This window comes from Brevundimonas sp. FV1ye7S (genome assembly GCF_058680995.1).
In genome coordinates this window covers 891,565-914,766 of the sequence record NZ_CM178726.1, presented here as the reverse complement: position 1 = coordinate 914,766, position 23,202 = coordinate 891,565, and the positions used below count along the sequence as shown (strand labels likewise).

General features: G+C 61.3%; 26 protein-coding genes. 8 read left to right on the top strand and 18 right to left on the bottom strand.

The window, feature by feature from the left end; translation table 11 throughout:
* Position 1: 1 nt before the first annotated feature.
* From ACW18C_RS04425 to ACW18C_RS04415, 3 genes are all read right to left on the bottom strand, one after another.
* Positions 2 to 1,555: an argonaute/piwi family protein gene (locus ACW18C_RS04425; protein WP_292149220.1), complete on the bottom strand. Its 1,554-nt coding sequence runs from the start codon at positions 1,553 to 1,555 to the stop codon at positions 2 to 4.
* Positions 1,552 to 2,943, bottom strand: coding sequence for a toll/interleukin-1 receptor domain-containing protein (locus ACW18C_RS04420; RefSeq protein WP_492073018.1), 1,392 nt, complete (start codon positions 2,941 to 2,943; stop codon positions 1,552 to 1,554). Before ACW18C_RS04420 ends, ACW18C_RS04425 begins: the two co-directional genes overlap by 4 nt.
* Before the next feature lie 202 nt (positions 2,944 to 3,145).
* Complete coding sequence (locus ACW18C_RS04415) at positions 3,146 to 4,165, bottom strand: HEPN domain-containing protein (RefSeq protein WP_492073017.1); 1,020 nt, start codon at positions 4,163 to 4,165, stop codon at positions 3,146 to 3,148.
* A gap of 400 nt (positions 4,166 to 4,565) precedes the next feature.
* On the opposite strand from ACW18C_RS04415, the gene mobQ reads away from it, so the two are divergent.
* Positions 4,566 to 5,555, top strand: a complete 990-nt coding sequence (mobQ, locus tag ACW18C_RS04410; protein ID WP_492073016.1) for a MobQ family relaxase — start codon at positions 4,566 to 4,568, stop codon at positions 5,553 to 5,555.
* Entirely contained in the window at positions 5,545 to 6,018 is a 474-nt protein-coding gene (locus tag ACW18C_RS04405; protein ID WP_492073015.1) for a hypothetical protein, read from the top strand. The genes mobQ and ACW18C_RS04405 overlap by 11 nt, the downstream gene beginning before the upstream one ends.
* A gap of 40 nt (positions 6,019 to 6,058) precedes the next feature.
* On the opposite strand, the gene ACW18C_RS04400 is transcribed toward ACW18C_RS04405, so the two are convergent.
* Positions 6,059 to 6,499 carry a hypothetical protein gene (locus ACW18C_RS04400; RefSeq protein WP_492073014.1) on the bottom strand — a complete coding sequence of 147 codons (441 nt, stop codon included), beginning with the start codon at positions 6,497 to 6,499 and terminating at the stop codon, positions 6,059 to 6,061.
* A 534-nt stretch (positions 6,500 to 7,033) separates the two neighbouring features.
* Between ACW18C_RS04400 and ACW18C_RS04395 the strand changes: the two genes are divergently transcribed.
* A complete protein-coding gene (locus ACW18C_RS04395; RefSeq protein WP_492073012.1) occupies positions 7,034 to 7,447 on the top strand; it encodes a hypothetical protein in 414 nt (137 codons plus the stop codon).
* 396 nt (positions 7,448 to 7,843) lie between these two features.
* Here ACW18C_RS04395 and ACW18C_RS04390 read toward each other — a convergent pair whose 3' ends face one another.
* From ACW18C_RS04390 to ACW18C_RS04380, 3 genes are all read right to left on the bottom strand, one after another.
* Positions 7,844 to 8,224, bottom strand: a complete 381-nt coding sequence (locus ACW18C_RS04390; RefSeq protein ID WP_492073011.1) for a hypothetical protein — start codon at positions 8,222 to 8,224, stop codon at positions 7,844 to 7,846.
* A 521-nt stretch (positions 8,225 to 8,745) separates the two neighbouring features.
* On the bottom strand, positions 8,746 to 9,282 hold the full coding sequence (locus tag ACW18C_RS04385) for a hypothetical protein (protein ID WP_492073010.1): 537 nt from the start codon (positions 9,280 to 9,282) through the stop codon (positions 8,746 to 8,748).
* A gap of 7 nt (positions 9,283 to 9,289) precedes the next feature.
* Complete coding sequence (locus tag ACW18C_RS04380) at positions 9,290 to 10,858, bottom strand: type IV secretory system conjugative DNA transfer family protein (protein ID WP_492073009.1); 1,569 nt, start codon at positions 10,856 to 10,858, stop codon at positions 9,290 to 9,292.
* A gap of 114 nt (positions 10,859 to 10,972) precedes the next feature.
* On the opposite strand from ACW18C_RS04380, the gene ACW18C_RS04375 reads away from it, so the two are divergent.
* From ACW18C_RS04375 to ACW18C_RS04365, 3 genes are read left to right on the top strand one after another with little or no spacing between them, the layout of a single operon-like run.
* Positions 10,973 to 11,200: a hypothetical protein gene (locus ACW18C_RS04375; protein WP_492073008.1), complete on the top strand. Its 228-nt coding sequence runs from the start codon at positions 10,973 to 10,975 to the stop codon at positions 11,198 to 11,200.
* 60 nt (positions 11,201 to 11,260) lie between these two features.
* Positions 11,261 to 11,545, top strand: coding sequence for a hypothetical protein (locus ACW18C_RS04370; protein WP_035306718.1), 285 nt, complete (start codon positions 11,261 to 11,263; stop codon positions 11,543 to 11,545).
* Positions 11,538 to 11,741 carry a hypothetical protein gene (locus tag ACW18C_RS04365; protein ID WP_492073006.1) on the top strand — a complete coding sequence of 68 codons (204 nt, stop codon included), beginning with the start codon at positions 11,538 to 11,540 and terminating at the stop codon, positions 11,739 to 11,741. Before ACW18C_RS04370 ends, ACW18C_RS04365 begins: the two co-directional genes overlap by 8 nt.
* On the opposite strand, the gene ACW18C_RS04360 is transcribed toward ACW18C_RS04365, so the two are convergent.
* On the bottom strand, positions 11,738 to 12,328 hold the full coding sequence (locus ACW18C_RS04360) for a tyrosine-type recombinase/integrase (protein WP_492073005.1): 591 nt from the start codon (positions 12,326 to 12,328) through the stop codon (positions 11,738 to 11,740). The two genes, ACW18C_RS04365 and ACW18C_RS04360, sit on opposite strands and share 4 nt — an antisense overlap.
* 235 nt (positions 12,329 to 12,563) lie before the next feature.
* On the opposite strand from ACW18C_RS04360, the gene ACW18C_RS04355 reads away from it, so the two are divergent.
* Both ACW18C_RS04355 and ACW18C_RS04350 read left to right on the top strand, forming a co-directional pair.
* Positions 12,564 to 12,758, top strand: a complete 195-nt coding sequence (locus ACW18C_RS04355; RefSeq protein ID WP_492073003.1) for a hypothetical protein — start codon at positions 12,564 to 12,566, stop codon at positions 12,756 to 12,758.
* Between the two features lie 35 nt (positions 12,759 to 12,793).
* Positions 12,794 to 13,156, top strand: coding sequence for a hypothetical protein (locus ACW18C_RS04350; protein ID WP_492073002.1), 363 nt, complete (start codon positions 12,794 to 12,796; stop codon positions 13,154 to 13,156).
* Here the strand turns inward: ACW18C_RS04350 and ACW18C_RS04345 are convergent, their stop codons facing one another.
* From ACW18C_RS04345 to fliM, 10 genes are all read right to left on the bottom strand, one after another.
* The gene (locus ACW18C_RS04345) at positions 13,157 to 14,014 is read right to left on the bottom strand and encodes a hypothetical protein (RefSeq protein WP_492073000.1); all 858 of its coding nucleotides are present in this window, start codon (positions 14,012 to 14,014) and stop codon (positions 13,157 to 13,159) included.
* 78 nt (positions 14,015 to 14,092) lie between these two features.
* On the bottom strand, positions 14,093 to 14,806 hold the full coding sequence (locus tag ACW18C_RS04340; protein WP_492072998.1) for a hypothetical protein: 714 nt from the start codon (positions 14,804 to 14,806) through the stop codon (positions 14,093 to 14,095).
* 74 nt (positions 14,807 to 14,880) lie between these two features.
* Complete coding sequence (locus ACW18C_RS04335) at positions 14,881 to 15,345, bottom strand: M48 family metalloprotease (protein ID WP_492072997.1); 465 nt, start codon at positions 15,343 to 15,345, stop codon at positions 14,881 to 14,883.
* 175 nt (positions 15,346 to 15,520) lie between these two features.
* Positions 15,521 to 15,814 carry a DUF736 domain-containing protein gene (locus ACW18C_RS04330; RefSeq protein ID WP_492072995.1) on the bottom strand — a complete coding sequence of 98 codons (294 nt, stop codon included), beginning with the start codon at positions 15,812 to 15,814 and terminating at the stop codon, positions 15,521 to 15,523.
* Between the two features lie 1,268 nt (positions 15,815 to 17,082).
* A complete protein-coding gene (locus ACW18C_RS04325) occupies positions 17,083 to 18,417 on the bottom strand; it encodes a site-specific integrase (protein WP_492072993.1) in 1,335 nt (444 codons plus the stop codon).
* 209 nt (positions 18,418 to 18,626) lie between these two features.
* Positions 18,627 to 20,075 (bottom strand): M20/M25/M40 family metallo-hydrolase, encoded by a 1,449-nt coding sequence (locus tag ACW18C_RS04320; RefSeq protein ID WP_492072992.1) that lies wholly within the window; start codon positions 20,073 to 20,075, stop codon positions 18,627 to 18,629.
* Between the two features lie 43 nt (positions 20,076 to 20,118).
* Positions 20,119 to 20,358 (bottom strand): DUF3297 family protein, encoded by a 240-nt coding sequence (locus tag ACW18C_RS04315; RefSeq protein ID WP_008263719.1) that lies wholly within the window; start codon positions 20,356 to 20,358, stop codon positions 20,119 to 20,121.
* Positions 20,359 to 20,658: 300 nt separating this feature from the next.
* Positions 20,659 to 21,552, bottom strand: a complete 894-nt coding sequence (locus ACW18C_RS04310) for a MotE family protein (RefSeq protein ID WP_492072990.1) — start codon at positions 21,550 to 21,552, stop codon at positions 20,659 to 20,661.
* A 17-nt stretch (positions 21,553 to 21,569) separates the two neighbouring features.
* A complete protein-coding gene (locus ACW18C_RS04305; RefSeq protein ID WP_492072989.1) occupies positions 21,570 to 22,160 on the bottom strand; it encodes a DUF6468 domain-containing protein in 591 nt (196 codons plus the stop codon).
* The gene (gene fliM, locus ACW18C_RS04300) at positions 22,160 to 23,200 is read right to left on the bottom strand and encodes a flagellar motor switch protein FliM (protein WP_008260695.1); all 1,041 of its coding nucleotides are present in this window, start codon (positions 23,198 to 23,200) and stop codon (positions 22,160 to 22,162) included. The genes ACW18C_RS04305 and fliM overlap by 1 nt, the downstream gene beginning before the upstream one ends.
* Positions 23,201 to 23,202 lie beyond the last annotated feature (2 nt).

The window sequence follows — 23,202 nt, the reverse complement described above, 5'->3', positions numbered from 1 at the left end:
ATCACACATAGAACTTGAACGGCTGGCGTTCTGCGTCTTTCGCCGACCCCATCACCAACACGTCGCCAACCTTGTCAGCAAACCGAACTGTTACGGGCAAGCTGTCGTTGAAGTTGCAAGCATTATAGTTGATTTTGGTCAGGCCCATAATGTCTCGAAGTACGCCATCGATTTTTGGAAATGCCTCTTTGCTTCGGAGAACTGAAATGAAGAGAGGGTTTGGTGTTTCTGGACCGATATAGGTGTCGAGCTGGGGCGCATAGCCATTGGTCCAAAGATACGCATTCTGATCGTCTAGAATGATCGCTGAGCCACGCAGCACTGGGTAGTCGCCGTCGCGATAGAGCTTAACATCGCCATCGGTCGATTGGATGCGAACTCCTACCACGTTGGTGCCTTCGGGAACGGCTGCCGCGAATGCTTCCCACTCCTTGTTGTCGAAGAAGGTGCGGCCGTGAATGAAAACTTCGCGAGGTGCCTCGCCGTGCTTTTCTCGGTACGCCTCAACGACCATTTCCATGAGAGATTTGGCAGCCTCTGCACCTAGGTGGAATTCGTAGTCGCTTGTCTTCCAAGGACCGTTCGCTCCACGGAATACGACGCCGTCGCCCTCGCTCAGGAACATCTGAGCAGCGCAGCAGACGAAATCACGCTTATCGTTCGGGATAACTTTGTAAACGAGCCCGACATAGCAGACGCCCGGTCGTATTCCGGACAGTTTCCAGGGCGGCGAAGGTTGAGTTTTGTAATAGAGCCCAGTGGCAAGGTTCCACGCGATAGTCGCCGGATCTTGGGTTTTTCGAGTGGGATAACCAGCGGCGTTTGTGAAGGCCTCCGGAGCAAGAGTCGTTTCGCGCAGAAGCTGGGTTGTGTGGCCCAGCTTCAAAAACTGCGCTTTAACCTGGCGGTGGAAATCGGGGACGTCATCAAAAACGGCCTCTTCCGTTTGGTCGAGCACACCGGCGAACAGAGGCGCGTCGAAGCGTTCGCGCTGGCGTCCGGCGAACTCCCCTTTGAGCTTAGGAACCCCGGTCCGCTTTGCTTCGGGCTTGCAGCGTTCGAAGATTTCTTCCGGAAGTACAAATACCCAGACATCGACTGCCTGTTCTTCATCCCTGTCGTGGCGTTTAACGCGGTCGGCGTACAGCGCGACCGTCTTCGCAACCGCCTCGTGCTGGTTGAGTAGGCTTGTCGCGTCGATAATTTTGGATTTTTCGAGCGAGTAAGAGACAAAATCATCGACAACATAGGAGATGGAGAACGCCTCCTCGATCCCCGGAAAGTTTGCCAGATGAAGCCGGTTCGCCTTGTCTGTCTTGCCTGGTGGCGGGACGTTCACGCGTCGCTTGAGGCCCTCGGCCCAGGTCTTAAAGTAGCCAATTCCGGCATCTGTCCCGATGACGCCGATGCGGATTTCTTTGGTGCGCTTCGGTCTGCGATGAGGGCCGTAGAGAAAAAGTCCGTCCTTCGGGTTCGGGCATGATTGCCCGTAAGCGAACTCCAATGGCGGCTCGTCGATGAAAATAGTCGGCAGGGATTTTTCGGGAAATTTCATTCGACATCCTCCATCTCCGGCCGCGACGCGTAGATGGTCGACTCGTCGGTTTCTTCGTCCTCGTCTCCCAGGACATCGGGCAACACCGTAGTCACCGGCATCGTGAAAGGAATCGGTGTCGCATCGAGCATGAATGATGCATCTGATCCCACCTCCAGGACGATGTAAGCAGAGTCTCCCGCCATAAGTTCGAGCATCGCCATCTGGCGGCCGTGCCACTGCTTATTACGCCACCCTTTGCATACTCGGCGACGAAGCCGGTGTTGCTTCTTCTTATCGTCGATTGCCGCGCCGGCTTCCCCGTTCACCTCTTCGGCAAACAGAACGCGGGCCTTCAACTTCATGTGCGGATAGGGCCAGAATGATGGCTGCGCACTGATGCCATATTGCCAAACATGTCCCTTCGCGATGTTACGCAGCATTGATGACCGCTTGTCACCTTGGCGTCCCCAACCGAAGCGCTTGCCGACCGGTGCCAAGTCTTTGGTCGCATGAAAGCCGCTTGCTTTGGACCACTGATACTCTGCCAGTCCCAGCGACTTGCATTTCCGATTCCACGCCACCCGAAGCATGGACATGACTATGTTTGAGGCCTCCCGCCGCCGGATATCGTACTCTTCCAAACCCTCCTGAACGAACTCCATCAGGCCGGTTTCGAAGGCGATGGCAAACTTGCCCGTGCCGCCGAAATGTTTCTGAACGTCAAGCGGATTGGCGAAGGTAAAGAAGCCTTGGTTGTGGACTTCGGCGGGATAGCTGAACTTCTTAACTGCAGCTCGAAGGGCATCGCGGCTGATAACGCCCGATGCCTTGTAGTAGCGGATAAAAGTGGGGCCTTCGATTAGACGGAGCCAGTTGCTCGTCAGTGTTTCGGGGGCGTTCGTAACCTCGATGGAGGCGCGTTTCCGGTACTGTTCCCAGTGCGGGCTAATGACGGCATTCTCCGGGTCGCAGGGAGCCTTCTGCTTCTGCAAAGCCTCCAGAAGCCGGTTCAAGCCATCAGCCCAGCGGTCGGAGAAATCGACCCATTGTAGCTCGCCGATACCAAAGACCTTCTTGAAGGGTTCCAACCGAAGGGGAATGATAAAGTTGGGATCGGAAAGTTCCCGCACAAGATCGGATGCGATCCCAATCTCTTCGCCAACGCCGTCCTTTTTCAGGGTCACGTCGTTGCAGCACAAAAGCATCTTTGCTGCGCGTTCCTGTAGGGTGCTCGTGAGTACGCGTCGCCAGCGATCTCCTGGCTCTAGGCAGAGAATGTCGGCGAAGACCTTGTACCCGGCGGCTTCCAATCGAGGGGCAAGCCACAACACGAACTCATCGTCATTTGGCGTACCCTTGCTGATGAAAATTACGTCACGGGGAAGTTTTGCTTCGACCGAACCCATATTGATGAGTGCTCACATGATTGCTGCCCTTGTGGCTAGCACAGTTCGCTTGGCGAACAAATTGCGAACGTATCCTTGTGCACAGCCCTACAATTCCATTCGGGCGCGAGATTTTTGGTCATCAGCGCCTGTGCCGCGTGTGAGACCGACTGGGGCCTATTCAAATATATGCGGCGTCAGGCGATGCCTGCATTGAGAGTTGCTACTCTTCTGGGGGCAAATTTGCTGAGGGAAGACCGTCACCAAGCCAAGGAGCCTTCTTGATTTCGAACCGGGCTTGGCCCAGTCGCCATCGTTTGAATCCATCGGCAATACCAGCCACGATTTTTAGGCAAGTTCTGTAACGAACAAAGGCGTCATCAAGCGAAACGTCAGGCCCCTCACCATAGCGGAGCTGGGCCATCACTTCCCAGTTGGGAAGCATTGATAGTAGGCGACGTGGCAGATCCAATTCAGGATTCGGCAGACGATCAAATAAGACAAACAGGTCGTGCGTTTCGGTAAAGGTATCGGAGCGCTGCTGTGTCAAAGCTTTGAAAGCCAGCTCGACAGCCATTTGCATGTCCCAGTGGGCTCTTTTCAACGAGCCTTGATCCGCCTGGATGAGCTGAGCCGCAGCTCGCTCCAAGTGAGGTACGACGCCCTTAGCGAGTTGGTGAGCCCTTAGGTCTTTGTTCGAAATTCCATTGATCGCGATAGTGATGAAGCGAAGCGCAGTCGCGACGTCGTGTGCGTGGCGCTTCGCCTTGAAGTAATCGGCGCGAGCGAGTTTGGCAGTGTTTGGGCCATCGACAAGCCAATCTAATGCTTCTTCGCGTTCAAGGACCCGGTCGGGAAACTCAACCCAGATGGTTTCGCCTGGAACGCCGGGTGAATGGGTCGAGGTAGGGACGCGTATCTCAAATGGCGTGCCAAAGATTCTGACGGTGCCAATGACGGGACTGCCCGAGTCAGGATCCATACGTTTGCCGTACCGCTCGACATACCAAGCGTTCACGTCTTGCATGATAGGCTTGAACCATTCCGCAAGAATGACCTCTGCGATGTCTCCAGGCGCTTGAGGCTCCTGGTCGCCTACCTTGATTTCGATGATGAAGTGCCGGACAAATTCAAGCGCGGCTTGTAAGGGCCGTTGGCGAAGCGGAACGTTCAACTCGCCTAACCACCGATCAATGAGATCAAGTGCTTCGGCTAAGCTCTCGTTGAATGTTTCCTCTGACATGCGCCAGCAGTGTGGCGGAAGCTAAGTCATAGGGCCACCAAGATTTGGCTCACCCGAGCTAAAAGACGTGGGAAGCCCCATACATCGCAACGTATGACCTCCGCCCAAGGGTGTCGGGACGCGGCAAGCGGTTCTGACCTGGGTGCGGGACTGGTCCCGCCCGGCGGCTGGGAGCCTGCTTAAGCCGACGATGACGGGGGTGTAATTGGGGGCAGCGCGCCCCCTGCCATGCCCAACCGGCCGTGTTGCTGCGCTGCACCAACGCATCAAATCGGCCATCACCGCAACCAAAGGGCGAGTTCTTTTCTTGGGGCACATCCGCCAGGATGTATAAGTGCACCCATCTCGCCTTTCTTCCTTACTGTCGCTCGGCAGGTGTCAGTGATGTTGGGGGTTGGGTATGGCTATCTACCACCTTCGCCTGAAGGTGATCTCGCGAGCGCTTGGGAGGGCACCCAGGCCCGGTGGGGCCACTCGGCGCTCTGCCATCGCCGCTGCGGCGTACCGTTCCGGGGAACGTCTGTACGACGATTCTCAGGGGCGCTGGTTCGATTTTGACAAACCCGACGTCGTGCATACCGAGATCCTCGCGCCGGCGGGGGCGCCCGGCTGGGTGTTCGACCGCCAGACGCTCTGGAACGTCGTGGAGCGGGCGGAGAAGCGCGTGGATGCGCAGCTGGCCCGTGAGATCGAGATCACCCTGCCGCGCGAACTGGATCGGGCGGAGCAGATCGATCTCGTGCGCCGGTTCGTGCGATCGCATTTCGTGCAGCAGGGCATGGTGGCGGATATCGGCATTCACTGCCCGGATGCGGCGGATGGCCAGGAGCAGCCCCATGCGCATGTGATGCTGACGCTTCGGCGGCTCGATGCGGCGACGCCGACGGGGTTCGCGGCGACTAAGGAGCGTGACTGGAACGAGCGGGAGGATATCGCCCGGCTCGTGGCGGAGGCCCGCAAGGGCTTCAACAACGCGCCGACGCCGGAGAACAAGGAGGCGCTGGAGCAGGCCGAAGCGCTGCGGAACGTGAATATCTGGCGGCGGGCATGGGCAGCACATGCCAATGCCGCCCTGGCCGACGCCGGATCGGCGGCGCGGATCGATCACCGGACGCTGGAGGCGCAGGGCATCTTCCGCCTGCCGCTGCCGAACCTGGGTTTGGCGCGGCATATCGAGAAGGCCTACGACTACCTGAAGGACCGCGTGACCCAATGGGTGGCGGTGAAGAAGCGGGGCGCCTTCGAGCGCGAGGCCGACGCCCTCAAGCAGCGCGACCCGGCGAAGCTGGCGGAGTTCGTGCTGCGCCTCGGCGACCTGGCCGAGAGCTTCGCCGCCCAATTCCGCCCGATCAACGCCACGCCCAACCATGAGGCCGACCATGACCGATGATCCATTTGACCGGGTATTCGGCAGTACGCCGCGTCGGCCGAGCTTCACCGAAAAGGTGGCGCGGGGCGAAGCCTTCGGCGGACAGATCGACCCCCGCCATGCCATGGCGGTGGAAGCCGCCAGTGTCGCGCCCGCGCCTGGCGAATACCGCGCCTTCGGCTTCCTGCCCGCAGGCAACGTCAACCTCTCCTGCGAGGTGCGCTGGTGGATGGAGGGTACGATTGTGCCGGAAGGATTGGCGTTCCCGTATCGCTTGCTGATGGAAGTCGGCTTTTCGGGCGAGGACACCCTACGCCTTCTGCTCCCAGACAAAGTGATCGAGATCACGGGGCATCGGCTGGATCCACTGCGTCAAGCGCTGATGCGCCAACAAGCGACATTCCTACAGCAATGGTCGCTACTGATATGGAAAGAAAAGCCCCGCCAAAGCGCCGTGATAGAATCAATATTAGTGGCTCGTTGAATCCAATGGGTGATTAGTATACAATATCGAAGTATTTGGTTCAGCGCTTTCTAAGCAGTAGATCGATCATATTTTCAGATGCGCGCCTAACATTCTGATATTCATTCTCCATACCGATGGAAACGTGTGTAGCAAAAAGCTGAATTTCGGCGGACAAGCGATTGAGGTCAAATGCGCCTTCGTGACATTGCTGATAAGCTTGCCGAAGTCGCTCGCTGTACGCAGCGATTTCGCCGAACATCTGTGGTGACGGCGTTTCTATACCATTCGAGAACGCATCTCCATAACGCGCTTTGAAATCATTAAATTTTTCTACCAGCTCGGATTGAGAGTACGAAGGGCCTGGAGAGGAGCATTCTACAGCTCGGCTCAGGTGCTCGTTTCTCAATGCCCGCCTCGCGGCATTCATATATTCTTCCGATGAGAGGCGGTTGTCGCTATCTTTATCAAGATTAATTAAAACGTTTCGAATATCGCTCATGTGAATCTCCATTCAAAGTATTTTATCACAACAGCACTGTCGTAAATGTTACTGTTATGTTAAATTATGGAGCAGGACAGCGTTCATACTCGGACGTGATGGTTTTTGTATAGACGCAGTTGTAGGCGACTTCAATTTCACAAATATATCGACCTCCATCGAAAATCATAGGTCGGCATCTGCACCTTGAAGGAGAAATATTGACTGATCCGTCCTCAGGGAATGATGTGCCAAACATGCCGCCGTGTTGTTGATAGCAAATGCCCGGTTTTCCAGGCCTTTCTGTCATCTCGATATTGAATCGCGCCGATATTGCGCTACAAGCGTTCCATTGACTTATAGTGGTTGGCTGAGTTCGGTCAGTATAAATGTAGGGACCGTGCTCGGCGATGTACGTCACCTTTTTCTTGACCTTTCTACCTTCGCGATTTTGTAAGGCCGCATTAACAAGATAGCTGAGCTGCCCATTCGGATTCTCTCTTATATAATCACGCAGGGGTTGGCATGCTGACTCGTTTTTGATGATCCATGCATATGCAGGTTCTCCAGATACTTCGGCCTCTCTCCTATCTCTTTCTGGGATTTGGTCCGCGTGACTGGCAATGTCAGTCTCGCCCAGCTCTTGGCGAATACCGTGCCTTCGGCTTCATGCCCGCGGGCAACGTCAACCTCTCCTGCGAGGTGCGCTGGTGGATGGAGGGCACGATTGTGCCGGAAGGCTTAGCCTTCCCCTACCGCCTGCTCATGGAGGTCGGCTTCTCCGGCGAGGACACGCTACGGCTGCGACTGCCGGACAAGGTGATCGAGATCACCGGAAGGCGGCTGGAGCCGTTGCGGCAGGCGCTCATGCGCCAGCAAGTGACGTTCCTTCAGCAGTGGACACCCTTGATGTGGCTGAACAAGCCCGCCGAAAATGCATTAATTGAGTATATTGTTGTGGCTAGATGAGAGGGCCAACGCCTGCCATGTGGTTGATTATGATTGGCCAGTTCTACGTCTAGCATTTCGTAAAGGTTATTTATGAAATCTTCTCAGGTAGCTGACGCTCTGTAATTAGCATTCCGAAACTTGATCGACGAAACACCTGAGAAAGGATGGGATTTTCAGGAAGAACAGCCCTTAGCGTGACTCGCTCGTTGTTAGATATTTGCGTAGAATACGGTGAACTTAGGCACCCATCTATACGAAAACGGATTTCAAAATCGCCCGCGCTGCTGAGGTCAAATGTCTTTTCGTTCGGAGCGCCGCCTGGAAGGCGTCCAATTTCTTTTCCGTTTACAATAATGGCCATCGATAGACCCGCCCCATACCATTCGGAGCCGCGCCTTATCTTCAGTTGTGGCTTCATCGTTTAATCGTTATCAGGCCATGAAAGGCGAGATTTCCCCTCTCATCATAATAGTTCGCATGCTGCATTATGACACCTTCGGCGATTTCCGCTGCGATCCATCCGGCGACAGCGCCTATCGCAGACCCAACAACACCAAAGCGGCGCCCCAATGCAGCGCCTCCACCCATCCCTGCTGCTTCATCCAGCGGCGTTGACAGCAGCGATTGAACAAAGGCACCGCCGTTACCTAAGGCGAACGAGGCAGTATTCCCATCTTCAAAGCGAACGGTAAAAGCCAGAACGTGGCCATGTCGGTCCACGGCAATGTCGCTACGATCAATTGTCCAAGTGTATTGCTGGCCTTGCGCGTGGGTCAGCTTGAATGTGTAGGACATAATTTCCCCCAAAATCGCCCGGAGGTTGAAGCTTACACATACCCGCGTTCTCGTCTAGAGGCGCGCTGGGGCAGGGGTCCGAATGGAGTGCTGATCTGCCAAGTAACGAAGCCAATGCGATGCGACCCCAACGCTAATGCCAGCAATGATTGAGGCGGTTATGGAGCCGTAGCCGCAAGCTATCCGAACCGTTGGGCTAGCTCCAGGAAGCTTATCCATTAATTCGCGCTTCAGAAGATTCGATATATATACGCCAGTAGCCCCTCCTGCAGCTAAATCTATTAGCCATGAGTTATCGGTCGGCGTTTTTTGGGAGTCTTCGATTTTCATGCGCTTAATGTAACATTTGTAAATTTCTTTACTGTTACAATTTGATGAATATTGAATCGGGTGAGCTTCACCCCTCTCTTCGATGCGCCAATATGGTCTGCATGGAAGGAATGTTGCCGATGAGCCCTCCAACAGGGTGGGTGTGGTGAGATGCAGACGGGTTAACCAAACTGTGATTGCCGCTGCCCCCACTATCGGCGTGGCGTCCAATGCTCGGGCAGAGATCCGTAGCAGTCCTGCACCGTAGGCGAGCGACGGGGAGCGGCGAGGCAGACGCTAACCGTTACGGCATTGGCGCGGCGGTTCTGCCCACCACCGCCTAGCATTCGCGCCACCGCCGCAAACCCCATCACCGCCGTTCCGATCCAGAACAGCACCGCTGCGGTTTGCATCCACGGATCCTCCGCCGGTGCTTCCAGCGACCACACGGCGAAGATCAACCAGATGATGAGCGCCGCCAGGATGCGGAGGGCATTCAGGCTCGGCAGGCGCATGCCGCCGCCGCCACCCCCGCCCATGCCGTTCCATTCGCGCTGCCAGCGCGTGTAGGCGTTGACGCGCTCCATGGCGCGGCCCGCCATCGCGCCGATCCAGATCGCCAGCAAGGTCAGCAGGCCGGGGACGTCGCCGGTGAACCAACCGGCGAGGCTGGCGAGCGCCACGATAGAAAGCAGGCAACCGACGATGGGATTGCCGATGAGCCATTGAAAGGTGCTGGGCGGGCGCATGGCGGGCCTATTGCTGGAAGGTGACGTGGAGGTAGTTGCGGCGGCTTTCGGTGAAGCGACGGCCCGCGCTGAGCCATAGGCCGGTGACGCGCCCGCCATTGGCGGGGCCGCCGGTCGCCAGGTCGCGGGCGAAAACGGCGGGCTCGATCTCGACGTCCATGGTTTCGCTGAAACCGGTGCTGTTGCTCTGGCCGGAATTGCGGCCCCGGTTGCGGCCCCAATTGTCGCCGCCTCCGTGGTTGCTGCCGCTGTTCCAACTGCTGGAACTGCCGCCCCGGCTATCGGACGAGCCGCCCGAACCCTGGCTGCTGCCCCAACTGGCGTTTTCGCCGGCGTTCATGCCGGTCGAATAGCCGGACGAACTGCCGCTGCTCTCGTTGTAGCGCACCTGCATGGAGCGGCCGATGGTGTCGGACGCCCAGCGGTTGGTGACGGCGCAGGCGTTGTTGTGGAAGATCCGCGTCTGGAAGTTGGCCAGCAGCATGTCGGCGGCGTGCTGCGGCTGGGGGCCGCCCATGCGGGCGTAGTAGGTCGGCAGGGATTGGGTGAGATAGACGGTGCAGGCGCGCGAGCTGCGGCAGGTCGATTGATACTCGGCGTCGAAGCCGTTGACGAAATACTGCGCCTCGTCGGCCCAGAGAAAGACGGGGCGCTCGCGGTGGCGCGGTTCCAGCGCGTTGCGGGCCAGCACGGCGCGCTGCCACATGTACTTGAAGAGCTGCTGGCCGATGATGCCGTCCTCGTTCCAGGTGAGGGCCGACATGTCCATGATGATGATCGCCCCATGCAGCGTCAGCTCGGGGACCAGGTTGGTTTCGCCACAGAAGGCGCGATGCAGCCGCCCGCGATTGAAGCGGTCGAGCGCGGTGGACAGGCTGATGGCGATGTTGCCGCGCGTCTTCCCGTCGAGCTGGGCGAACTCGTAGCGCCAGTAGTTCGAGGTCTTCATGAAGTCGTCGGCGCTTAAGTGCGCAACGGGGCGGTCTTTCGCCGCCAGCATGGCCTGGAACATGAAGGAGGAGGATTGCCAGTCGGCGGTCTGCAACTGCTCGGTGCTGATCGGCGCGGAGCTGACGAAACGGATGATGTCGGGGATGCTGACCGTGCCGGTGGCGGCGTAGAGGATGGGGATGGAGTTGCGCAGCAGTTGGCGCGTGGCGTCCTCCCAAAAGGGCTCGCCCTTGCCGCCGTCGCCTTTCGAGAGGCGGGCGGCTTCCAGAATGCGCATGAGGCATTCGACGACGGAGCCGATGCCGTCGGCCCCGTGGCGGTTCAGCTCGTAGGTGAGGAAATTGAAACAGCCGCCTCGGTCGCCGAACAGCAGGACGGAGTTGGCGCGGCCGTTCTCGCGGGCATAGCGCTGCCAGAGTTCGATTTCGTCGGGCTTGGCGGCCAGGACGAGCCCACCCATGCCTGCGCGCAAATAGGCGGAGGCCAGCGCCTTGCCGCTGCCGGAGGTTTTGCCGCTGCCGATGCCGCCGAACACCTGCACGCCCTGGCAGGCGTCGCGCAGGGTGAAGTAGTCGCCCTGCGACAGGCGCAGCAGCCGCGTATCGAGATCGCGCACAAAACTCATTCGGAATCCCCCATTCCGCGAACGTCGTTCAACCGTGACGCTTATGGAGTGGCGCGCGTCCTGGGCGCGAGCGATTACTACCCAGAAGAGTCTTTGGCTGTGGGGATACAGGCGATGGGCGAACGACCGGGGGGCGGGGTTTTCGGCGAGGTGGTCGCCGATATGCGCGCCAAGCTGATCGACGAGGGATGGTTCGGGCGGCGAACGCCCGACCGGCCGGGTGACGCGCTGGCAAACCTGTGGGGCGTCAAGACCGACGACCAGTTCGCTCAGGATTGGGCGGTGCGCGAGCCGGGGGAGACGCAGGCGAGGCAAGACAAGGGGGCGGAGCTGGACCGATAGCCAGCGATGGCGTGCGGGGAGCCGCCATCCCGGCGGCGGCCGTCACGCATGGGGGATGCAATGAACTATACGGGATTGCCCATTCCGGTGTGGGCGAAGTTCACGATCTGCGTGGTGTTCGACTTGTTCGATTTCACCATCGGTCGGCTGCTGCTGGGCGTCAGCCTGCTCACCGAGATCGGCACAGCGGCGATCATGTTTGTGCTGTGGGGGCCGATTGGACTGCTGGCGATCTTCGAGGCCGTCGATATCACCGAGCAGTTGGACGGGTTCATCCCGACGAACACGCTGATCGCCATCGCGGCGAGCCGGAAACATTCCACGAAGGAGGAGCATCATGGATAGCGATCAGTTCACTAAGCCAGCCATCACGACGTGGCTTATGGCGGCGCTGCCGATCCTATGTCTGCTGGCATACCATTATCCCGTCGCGGAAGCCCCGACTGGGCTGGTGATCATCGCTGGAGGCGGCGTCGCGATGTATCGCGTCGCGCGCTGGGCCGCACGGTCGGCGGTGTCGCTGGTGCGCAGTCGCGGCTAATCTCTCTCCACATACCCCCGCCACAGCCGCCGAGCGAAACTGCGCTCCTCTCGCCCCACCGCGTGCTGGTAGATGGCAGTGGTATCGATGCGGGCATGGCCCATCCAGTCGCGGGTGAGCGGCATCGGGATGTTGTGCTCGGCGTTCTGAACGCCGAACGTGTGGCGCAGGCCCTTGGGGCTGGCATGCACGCCGGTGATCCCGGCCTCGGCCATGGCTCGGCGCACCCGACGCCAGGCGGTCTGGCGGCACCAGGGCCAAAGCGGTTCGTCGGGGCGCTTGCCGCGCGCCAGGCGGCGCAGTTCGCGCATCAGCTCGGCAGGCACCGGCACGGCGCGGAAGGCCAGCTTGCGCCGCTTCAGGGTGCGGAACACGATGCGGCCCGCCTCGGCATCGAGCCGCTCGGGGCAGAGTTGCAAGGCCTCGCTGACACGGCAACCGGTGAAGGCGAGCAACCGGCAAAGCGCGCCGCTTTCTGCATCCATCCGGGCGGCGGCGGCGAGGAACCGGCGCGGCTCACTCCCGCACAGGTATTTGCGCTGGCCGTGATGATCGCGCAGCGATCCTGCGTCGGGCGCGGCCCTCATGCCCGCCGCCGGGGCCGGACGGCTGCAACCGTTGTGGGAATAACGTCGCAACCCCAACGCTGCGAAAAACCGGCGCGGACGCTGGGTTTGCGCGGTTTTTTGGCAGGGCGGTTCAGCGCTGTTCCGTTTGGCTTCATATGGACAATAGGCTTGTCAAAACAACGTGCTATCCGCAACCGAATTCCCACTAATGTTACGCTTTCCCTACCGCTCATGGTGAGCGGCGGGGGCGGACATGGCCAATCTCTACGAAGTCAAACACAGCAACGGCACGACGTATGACGTCACGACCGACAAGCACCACGACAATCATCACGAGAGCGATTTCAAAGACCATCTGCTCCAGATCATCGACCGCACAGCGGGAAGCGCAGCCGGAGCCCTGATCTCCGGCTACATCCTGCATTTCACGCTCAAGGGGCGGCGCTGATGCCGTGCCAGAACTTCACGCGTCGAAGTCTCCACATGGTTGTCATCGCGACCGCGTTGCTCGCGGCACCCAATACCGGGGCAGCGCAGTCGCCACCGGCCTCGGAGCGTGGCAACCGGCTCGCCTACGATCACTCCATTCGATGCTTTATCGCCAACCTCTATCTGGCCGGTGAAGCCCAGGAACGCGGCGAGCAGGCCCAGGCCGAGCGTTCCGAACGCCAAGGTCAGCGAGCATTCGACGGCGCGAAACGACTCGGCGCGATCATCGGAAAAACCAATGCACAGATGACGGCCGACCTCGACGCGGCGGAGGCGCGGGAGTTGCCGAAGCTGGTTCGTGATCCGGCCTATCGCTCCACGGTCAACGGCGTGTGTCAGCGATTGGGGTTGATGTAGCTACGCGCTTCGCCCCTGGGCTTGCGTGGCGGCCTGCTGAACAGACAGGCCATGATGCACGTCGGCCGCCGCCGGGGCGGAGACGATGCCAGCGGCCTTCAGGGACGCGCTGATTTCGCTGAGGTCGAGGTCGTCCAACTCAGAGGCCTTGTCTGCCTCAGCAGCAGCCGCCTTTGTGGCGCGGGCCTCCTCTTGCGATGGCTGTCGTTCGATAGCGCCGCGCAACGGACTGATGCTCGCAGCAATCCGGTCGCGATGCCGCGCAAACTCAGGGCTGTCCTTTGCGCCATGCTGGCCCGCGTCATCCAACTGCGCCAATGCGAGTTCGGCGGCGCGTAGATCGCCTTCCGGCGTTCCTTCGGCGTGGGCTGCCTCGATGGCGCGCTGGTAAGCTTCCTCGCGCTCGCGATAGGCGCGCTCGTCCTCGGGGGAGGCGAAGTGCAGGTGTTTGTCGAATATCTTGCGCTCGTAGAAGTCGCGCAGAAAGTCGCCGGTAGTACGGTGCGCTTCGGCCTGGGCTTCGTGCAGCGCGAGTTCGGCGGCCTGTCCGCCAGCGGCGGCGGCGCGGGCCTGCTGCACCGTCGCCAGGGTGGCGGCGACCACGGCCGTGACCTCGGCCCGGATGCTGGCGAGGCTGACGCCCCTGGCATGTTCGATGGCTTGGCCCAATCCGCCCAAGCGGCTGAGCTGGTTCTGCGCGATCACCAGCGCGGCCGTGCTGCCGCCCTGGTTGGCGGCATGCTGCAACTGGTCGAGCTGCGCTTCCAACGCCGCCTGCGCCGCACCGATCTGCTCCAGCAGTTCCGCGCGGAGGGCACCCTCCGGCTCGCCGGGGAGACCCCGTCGAGCATCGGTCACAGCATCTGTAGGATTAAGTGCGATAGGCTACCTCTAATATCGTACAACTATAGCGAGTTAAAATTAAGATTGCGTTAACTACTTCACGCAGGTGCCATAGCTCGTGTAACCCCAATAGCAGCCCACGCCGTTGTCGCGTTCCCGCTCCTCGTTTTGTTGTGGGGCGGGACGTTGGGGCCGGTAGCTATCATCGTTGTTGCGCGATCTGGAGGAACTTCCGCTCGAAGATCCGCTGCTACTCGATGAACCTCCAAGCAGCGCCCCTAAAATTGCCGCTCCGATGATAACGCCGCCAGCGCAAAGCGCCATTTTCCCACCGGATTGCATGCACCACGGCTCCTCTTGTTGCCGTACTGTCTGTTGAGATGAGGTGCTCGGAAACGCAGTTGAGTAGAGGAGGACGGGCGCAGTAACGACCATAGCCTGATTGCCCTGCGATACATCCACGAACGACAGCGTGACGTTACTGCCAAGTCGGTGCGCGCCTGTGTAATAGATCAAGTCGTTCACATCACGGATATAATACCCGTTGATTCTATAGATGTAATCACCCGCAGAGATAGCTCCGAATTGGCTGTACCGGCTCACTGAAATGACTTTAAAGACGTTTAGTCCGTTCCAAAGGTAAGGTTGCCGCTCATACGTTATGCCAGTAACGGTGCCATGTTGCGGGAGCGTTTGCACCCCTGTGAGGTAGCGTAGGGTGGAGCTGTTCGTCGATTGCGCTTCGGCTGGCGAAACCACCGATGAGAGGATCAAGGCCGCTATGCTGAGTATGGTGGCGAACCTCATGCTGCATCCCCCGATCAGCGCTACTTTGTTCGACGATCAACGTTCCATATAAAGGCTGATTGCGCAATCGGGAGTTATGGATTTTGACCGAGAGAAATGCGTTCATCGACATGGGGCTTCGTCTGGAGCGCTTGCACCCGGACCTCTACGGTCAGAACTGGGTCCATGGTGACGCCGCCATTCTGCAAGGCGCTTGCGGCGGCGGCAAAATTGCCCGTCAGCAGCACCCCTAAGCGATCTGCTTCAATTTCTTCCATTTGCCCTGAGGTTAGACCGGGGATTGGTTGCGTCGCCATTGGCAACTGCGAATGTTCATGGCGTTGGACATGACCGAGTTCGTGCCCAATCACGGCAAGCACTTCGTCGAAGGTGAGCCGGTTGAGTTTACCGATGCCGACGCCGATCCGTTTTCGGTCGTAATCCACACCTGCGCCGCCGAAATCATCGCCGAGGATCAGAAGTTGATACCCCGCTGTCCCAGCTCGCGTCTGCAACTCGTCAAATGCTTGCGCCAGTTCCGGATAGGTAGTCGGGTTCACTTGATATTCTATCGGCCCCGAACGCCTGCGCTCACCTTGAACAAGGAGAGGGCGCAAACGCTCGTCTGGGTTAGTGAACTGGTCGGGCATATTGATAAACGATACGACCTTACGGTTAAGTTTGCGTTAATCTTTGTGGCCAGGCCGGGCGGACGGTCCCGCCCGGCCTGGGGGATCACCGGCTCCATAGGAGGCGGTGCTGGCCATCATGGCTTTCCACGAGGCGGCAGAAGATGGCGCTGGGAAAGCTCGGATCGTCCAGCTTGACCGAGAGGTAGGGACGCTCGCCCTTGCTCGTCTTCAGCCAGGCGGCTCCGATCTCGGCTCCCCCTGCATAGACCCGGTAGTCGGGGGCTTGGTCGCTGGTTTTGGTGTTGGGGTGAAGGGACGCTTTGGCCTTCAGGGCCAGGGTGGAGATTGCGCCGGTAAAGTTGTCGCCTTCGCGGGTGAAAGTGCCGATGTTCGCCATGGTGGCCTCCTTGCGTTGTGAAGCCGCACCGTGCGGCCTCGATGCGCACCGGTCGGAGCCGCCGGGCGGCGGCCTCAAGCCGAAGGCGGACGGGAATCTTGCCTCGCGAGGAATGGCGTCAGCCAGGGGAAGATTGGCGTTGAAGCCGCCGCCCAAGGCTCCAGGTTGCGCGTGATGAGAGGTTGCTCGTGCGGATCACGATGCTGGGGATGGCCCGGCGATGGTCGGCATGTCCGCGATGCCAAATGCTCCAAGCTCTGCCTGTGCTGGCCAGCGTTTCGGCCCAAGAGCGAAGTCCTCCAAAGCCTCCGGCGGGTGTGTGCGTCGGGGAGCAAGGGTGCCAGCCTTTGCGGCGGGGCAAGGCGACTCTCTTCCGTGCTGCGCGTGTGCAGATCGTCCCGCAGAGCGGCGCGATGCGACCTGTGCCCAGCCGAGGCAAGCGGCTGGCGAGAGCTCCTCACCGACGCGCAATCCCGCGCGGAGGATCAAGAGGAGACTTCGATGAACTGGACCGAAATCGCACTGACCATCACCGCCGTAGCGCAACTGATCGCGGCGCTGGCCACCCTGATCGGGGTGATCCGAGGCTCGCCATAATGGCGAGCCTTTAGAGGAGAGCGCCCGCGACCGTGGACGCTGCGCCGGCGAGGGCCGCGCCGCCCGTCCAAATCGCGGCAGAACGGTTGAGGGCCAGGAGAAGGGGCGTTGAAGTGGAAAGGAAGCCCATCGTCATTGCTTCAGGGAAGGATTGCTCCTCGGCGTTCGCCGGATCGCAAAGGCGATGGCTGCGCCCGTTCGGTCGCTGGACGCCACCGGCCCGACCTGTTCAGTTCGGGCCTTCGCGCGCGCTGGGGCGGCCGGTTCCGGCCTGGCTCCCAGCGCTTCAGGAGGAGGTGGTGGTGCGGGCGGCCGGGGTCGAACCGGCAAGGGCTTACGCCCGACGGATTTTCTTACCACTTCGGTTTTCACCGCCGCCTAAAGGCGTTCGTGGTCTGGACTATCCCTTCACCATGCTTCGGCGAACCGAAGGGTAGGTGCTGCCCGTCTAGTCTCTACACCTTCCCCCGAGGGGGCTTGGCTCGGGATCGCCATTTCACAGGGTTCCCCGAATTTGAGCAGTTCTGCACCGGAAGTTTCCCCCTGGGCACTCAAGCTTGGTTCAAGTCCGTTGCGTCTACCAGTTTCGCCACGCCCGCTTGACCGCCTGAACCTATAGTCGGGGACAACCGAGTAGCCAAGAGATTTGCGCGGTTATGTGCATGTGCTTGCTAAAGCGCATACTCCTCTTGAAGATCGGCGTATTGTTTCGACTTTCTTATGTTGATTGTAGACGTATCAAGGACGTTCTTCAGGTGAGAGGCATAATAGGTCTCAATCATCTCCACGCTGGTTCTGCAATTTTTGGCGATCTGATAGATATCGGCTCCCTGCATCAAGCGCAGGCATATGTAGGTATGCCGGAGACTATAGAAGGTGCGGGGCTGGCCTTCCCGGTCCGTCTTCATGTTCAGCTTTTTCAGGACCGCGTTGAAAAGCTCCCGCTGAAGCGCTGGAAAGACCTTGGCGGTGGGATCAAGCGTCGCCTGCTGAGCGTCTGCATCGCCCTCGACGGATCCCATTTCCGCCTTCAGCAGGCGCTTTCTGCGTTCCACGATACATTGGAACGCATAGACTGCGCCGGGCATGCTTTTGCAGTAGCCAACCCCGCGCTTACCTCGGACTTCGATTTCAAGAATCTTCTTCTTCGTGGCGCGGTCGGTGATGATTGCGATATCGCGGAACTCCAGGCGGAGCGCTTCATCAGGACGCAGCCCCGTGTTGACCATGAAGATCACAAAATCATGCAGCGTCTCGGACGCGATCCGCCATCTTTCCTTGAGCGGATTTTTCGCCCGATCAGCCGTCTCCGTCCGCAGCGCCGTATACTCTTCAGGTGAGAACCAGCCTCGATGCCGGATTTTGCCCGACGCCTTGTAAGGCACCGTCATATCCGGCAACGCGGCCAGCCAGCCGTGGCGGTGGGCCGATTTCAGGATTTGCCGAAGGCACACCATTTCTTGGTGGAGAGTGCTTCGAGCAGGCGTTCTGAGCTTCTCCTCGACAATGCCCTCCACTCCCCTCTTTTTTCGCTTGGCTTCGGCCCGCGCCACCGCTTTGGGATCGTCCGATTTATGCTTCCGTCCACCTTTCAGGTTGCCGGTCCGCAGGCGGTGAAGGCGATAGTCCTGGATCAGCCCCGATGTGATTTCGGGGAGTGGCTTGTCGCCGAAGAATGGGATGAGGTGGTTCTTCACCCGATCCTTGTGCCCCTGCACATAGAGCGGGCTACGCTCACCAGCCGTAAGAACCTCGAATTCCGCCAAGAACCGGTCGGCGGCAAACTTGAAGGTCTTTCCGGTGGCGACGCCGCCACCCCAGCGGTTTTTACCGCGCAGCTCTAAAAGCCAATCCTCCGCAAACGCCTGAGCCTCGGCGAGGCTCTCCTTCTTGGTGCTCACGCGGTGGCGGGTGCCGCCCGTCGTCGCCGCGCACCACCAATATGGGCTGTTTGCGCGCTGATAGAGCTGAACCTTACCGCCAACTAACTCGTGGATCGTCCCCATAACGCAAGCCCCCGCTGCGTGTGTCAGTGTGCCAAAGGTGTGTCAGCACGACCTTAGCTTCACTATACCAGAAGGGCTTGTTTTTGCAACGATATTTTAGATAAGTCGTTGTTTTATGTGGCTTTTAAGTCTGCTGCGTCTACCAGTTTCGCCACGCCCGCGAGCCGGTCCGGCTCTATAGCCAGAACCGGACCGTGTGGCCAAGCGACCTAGTGTGCGGCCGGCGTCGCTGTCGTCGCCGGTCGCATGGCGCGGAAATCGACGTCGGAATCGGCGATCAGCCAGAGCAAGCCCGCCCAGGCGGCGACGTTCTGGTTCAACTGCGCCGGGTCGATCTTGTCCAGGGTGTCGTTGGCGGTGTGGTGCAGGTCGAAATAGCGCGTCCCGTCCTGCGCCAGACCGAAGAAGGGCACGCCCAACGGTCCCATGGGACCGACATCGACCCCGCCGTCGGTCTCGACCTGGTCCGACGCCAGGACGCCGATCGGATAGAGGACGCGGGTCGCCGCCTTCTGGAAGTCCGAGCCCTGGGCGCCGGCCGGCAGGCGCAGCGCATAGACCCGGTCCGCGCCGAAGTCGCTTTCGCCGGCGATCACGTGTTTCTCCAGGGCGGCGCCCTGGTTGCGGGCGTAGACGCCGCCGCCGTTGCCGGTCTGGGGCGTCGGCTGGGCCACTTCCTCGGAGCCGTAGAAGATCACCCGCAGGGTGCGCGCGGGGCGTCGGCCGCTGTCGGCTATGGCCTTGGCCGCCGCGACGGTGATGGCGCCGCCCGCCCCGTCGTCGATGGCGCCGGTGCCCAGATCCCAACTGTCCATATGCGAGCCCAGCACGATCACCTCGTTCGGCCGGGTCGCGCCGGGCAGGTCGCCGATGACGTTCTGGCTGTGGGTCTCATAGGTGCGGGCGGTCGAGGTCAGGCGCATCCGCACCGGCTCCCCCAGGGCGATCAACCGGCTGACCTGGTCGGCGTCGGGGGCTGACAGGGCGAAGGACGGGATGGTCGGCTTGCCGTCGACATAGCGGGTCGTGCCCGTGTGGGGCATCCGGTCCTCGTCCGACCCGACCGAGCGCATGACGAAGGCCCCCGCCCCCTTGGCCGCCGCCACGCCGGGACCGGCGCCGCGCACCCGGGTCTGGGGTCCGTATCCCGAGCCGTCCTGCATCGGGTGCATCTGACCCAGATCGACATAGACGATCTTGCCGCGAACGGTCGCCGGATCGGCCGCCTGCAGGTCTTCAAAACTGGAGAATCGCACCACGTCCGCCTCGACCCCGCCGCGCGGCGTCGCGGGCGAATGGCCCAGGGCGGCGGCGACCAGAGCCTGGGCGTTCCTGCCGACGATGGCGGCCGAGCCTTCGCCCCGCTCCCAGCCGACCAGCGGGAATTCTTCGATGCGGACGTTCTGGAAGCCGTGGGCGCGCAGATAGTCGGCGGCCCAGGCGGCGGCGTCCTGCTCGGACTTCGACCCGGCCGGCCGCGCGCCGAAGCGGGTGGTCAGCTGGGTGACATAGTCCAGGGCGATGTTGGACGTCAGCGCCGCGTCACGAACGGCGATGGCGCGCTCCACCGTGACTGCGTCCTGGGCCCTGGCCAGCGGAGCAGCGGCGGCGACGAGGCCGAGCGCGAGCGCGCTGACGGTCAGCAGACGGAAGGACATCGGCAGGCTCCAGACTCGGGGAAGAGCCGCAGCCTAGAAAGACTCAGCCGTTCTGGAAATAGGGTTCGACCAAGCCCTGCAGTTTGACCGTCAGGGCCTTGCCCTTGCGGTCCACCCGATTGCCCAGCGCCAGCCGCACCCAGCCCTCGGAGACGCAATATTCCTCGACATTGGTCTTTTCCTCGCCCTTGAAGCGAATGCCGACGCCGCGTTGCAGCACGTCCGCATCATGGAACGGGCTGGAGGGATCGACGGAGAGGCGGTCGGGGGGCGTGTCGGACATGATCGTTCGGCGGCTCGGATATCGGGAAGGCGCGGTGATAGCCGCGCCCGGCCCTCATGCCAACCGAAACCGGCCGATCAGAAGCTCAGACTTCGCTGCACCATCAGGGCCAAGACCGCCAGCGGCGTGACGATCACGCCCAGGATCAGGACGCGCCGAAGACGATGCGCGATATAAAGAAGTTCGCCGACCACGGCGTATCATCCTCTGTGCCTCGCTCCTTGATGGAGCGTGAGGCGATGATGCGCTGGAATGGTTATTATACTGGCCTGTCGCCGCTACGGAGGAATGCGGATGCGCCTACTGCACCGTCTGGCGCGGCTGGGCGTCTGCAGCGGCAGGCTTGTAAGGCTGCGGGCCGGCGGCGGCGGGCGCGGCCGCCGGGCTCGCCGCAGGTCGGCTGGCAGGCCGACGGGCCGGCTGGCGGGCGGCGGGACGAGGCGTGGGCCGCGCCTGGGGCGCTGTCGCGACGGCGGGCGTGGGCGAAGGCGTTGCGGCGGCGGGCTGGGCCACAGGCTGTGCGGCCGGGGTCGCGGCGGGCGGCGGCGTCGCGGCTTCGGCGGCGGCGGCGCGGGCGGCCATCTGCTGAGCCTGGAACCGGGCGGCCAGTTTCTCGGTTAGTTCCTTGGCCTGGGGCGCCGTCATCTGGGCCATGATGGCGGCCAGGGTGCGCGGACGCATGGCGGCGGCGACGGGCAGGCGGACCCGATCCTCCAGGCTGGCCATGACCGGCGCGGCCTCCTTGGGGCGCATGGCGGAATAGACCTGGACCAGCCGATCGATCTCGGCCTTCTCGCGCTCATCGACCTGGCCCAGCATCTGTTTCATCTCGGCCTTCAGCGCCGCCAGGGCCTGAACCTTGGCGTCCAGTTTCTGCTCGGCGGCGACCATCAGCGGCAGGGTGGTCGCGAAATCCTGGTCGCGCGCGTCCAATTCGGTGCGGCGCTGCGACAGCGACTGGATGATTTTCAATTCGGCCGGCGAAATGCCCGCCTGCTGGGCCAGTTGTTCGGGCGACAGGGCGCAGGTGCCGGGCAGGGCCGGCTTGGCCGGGGCGCCGGCGGCGGCCGGCGCCTCTTCCGCCCAGGCCTTGGCGCCCTCGAACAGGCCGGGCGCGACGCCGACGGCGCGCACCGCGACAACCCCGCCAATGGCGACGGCGATCAGGGGCAGAAGGCGGGGTATGCGAGCCATGAAATGGGGTTCCGAACTCAGGCGGCGAACAGATCGTCGTCGAGATTACGACGCGCGGCGTTGAGGCTTTGTTTGGCGGAATGGTTAGCGGAGCCGACGGAGGTCAGGGCCTGGACGATGGCGGCGACGTTGTCGCGACCCGCCGGCGCCCCGGCTCGCGACGTCGCGGCGGGGCCGGACATGCCCTGAATGCGCTGGGCGAGGGCGGCCATGCGCCGGGCGCGTTCGTCATCATCATTGACCACGGCGGCGGGCGAAGGCGCGGACGCGACCGGCCGAACGATTTCGGGGCGCGGGGGCGTCTCTTCCTGTTGCAGCCGCAGCGGCGCCGCGACGGGGGCGCGGGCGATCAGGGCTTCCAGCTGTTGCTTCACCTCGCGCGCCTTGATGATGCGGTCGTGCAGCAGGTCCGTCTCCTGGCCCGAGGCGCGCAGGGTCGCCAGGGCGGCCTCGGCGCGGCCGGCGGCGGCGTTCAGTTCCGTCACCGCCTGGGCGAAGGCGACCTGCCCGGTGCGCAGGGCCGACAGCTTGCGTTCCAGCTTGATCCCGTAGCCCACCGCCGCGACGAGCAGCAGCATCAGCACCGCATCCATGATCATGCCGGTCATCAGCGGGGTCCTCTTATGCGGGCGGCGATTTCCGGGTTCACCGGGCCTTCGATGCGGACGGCGATATGCTGACCCTTGCGGCCCATTCGCCCCGTCGTCAGGGGGATGGCGCCGGCGCGGATCGAGACTTCCGAATCCGGCGTGGCGTTCAGCATCATCGTATCGCCGACCTTCAGGTTCAGCACGGTGGACAGGGGCATCATCTGCTCGTCCAGCACGGCGCGCACCTCGGTCTCGGTCGTCCAGAGCTCGGTGGCCAAGTGGCCTTCCCAGATGTTGTCGCGGCCGAACTTCTCGCCCATGAACTGCTGCAGCAGCATTTTCCGGATCGGTTCCAGCGTCGCATAGGGCAGAAGAAGCTCGATTCGCCCGCCGCGGTCTTCCATGTCGATGCGAAGCTTGATCAGGATGGCGGCGTTGGCCGGCCGGGCGATGGCGGCGAAACGCGGATTGGTCTCCAGCCGGTCCAGGTTGAAGGTGACGGGCGTCAGGGGTTCGAAGGCCAGGCGGGCGTCGTTCAGCACCACCTCCACCATCCGCTGCACCAGCACCCGTTCGATCGTGGTGTAGGGGCGCCCCTCGATCCGCAGGGCCGCCGTGCCGCGACGCCCGCCCAGCAGCACGTCGACGATCGAATAGATCAGATTGGAATCGACCGTCAGCAGACCATAGTTGTCCAGCTCCTCGGCCCGGAAGACCGCCAGGATCGCCGGCAGCGGGATCGAGTTCAGATAGTCGCCGAAGCGGATCGACGAAATATTGTCCAGCGACACCTCGACGTTGTCCGAGGTGAAGTTCCGCAGCGAGGTCGTCATCAACCGCACCAGGCGGTCGAACACGATCTCTAGCATCGGCAGGCGTTCGTAGGAGACGAGCGCCGAATTGATGATGGCGCGTATGCCGGACTTTTCCGAACCGTCGTCGTCGCCCAGGTCGAAGCCCAGCAGGCTGTCGATCTCGTCCTGGTTCAGGACGCGTTCGGACAGGGCGTCCGCCGGATCGCCCATGCCGCCGAAGGAATCGAGCGCCGTATCGGTCATGC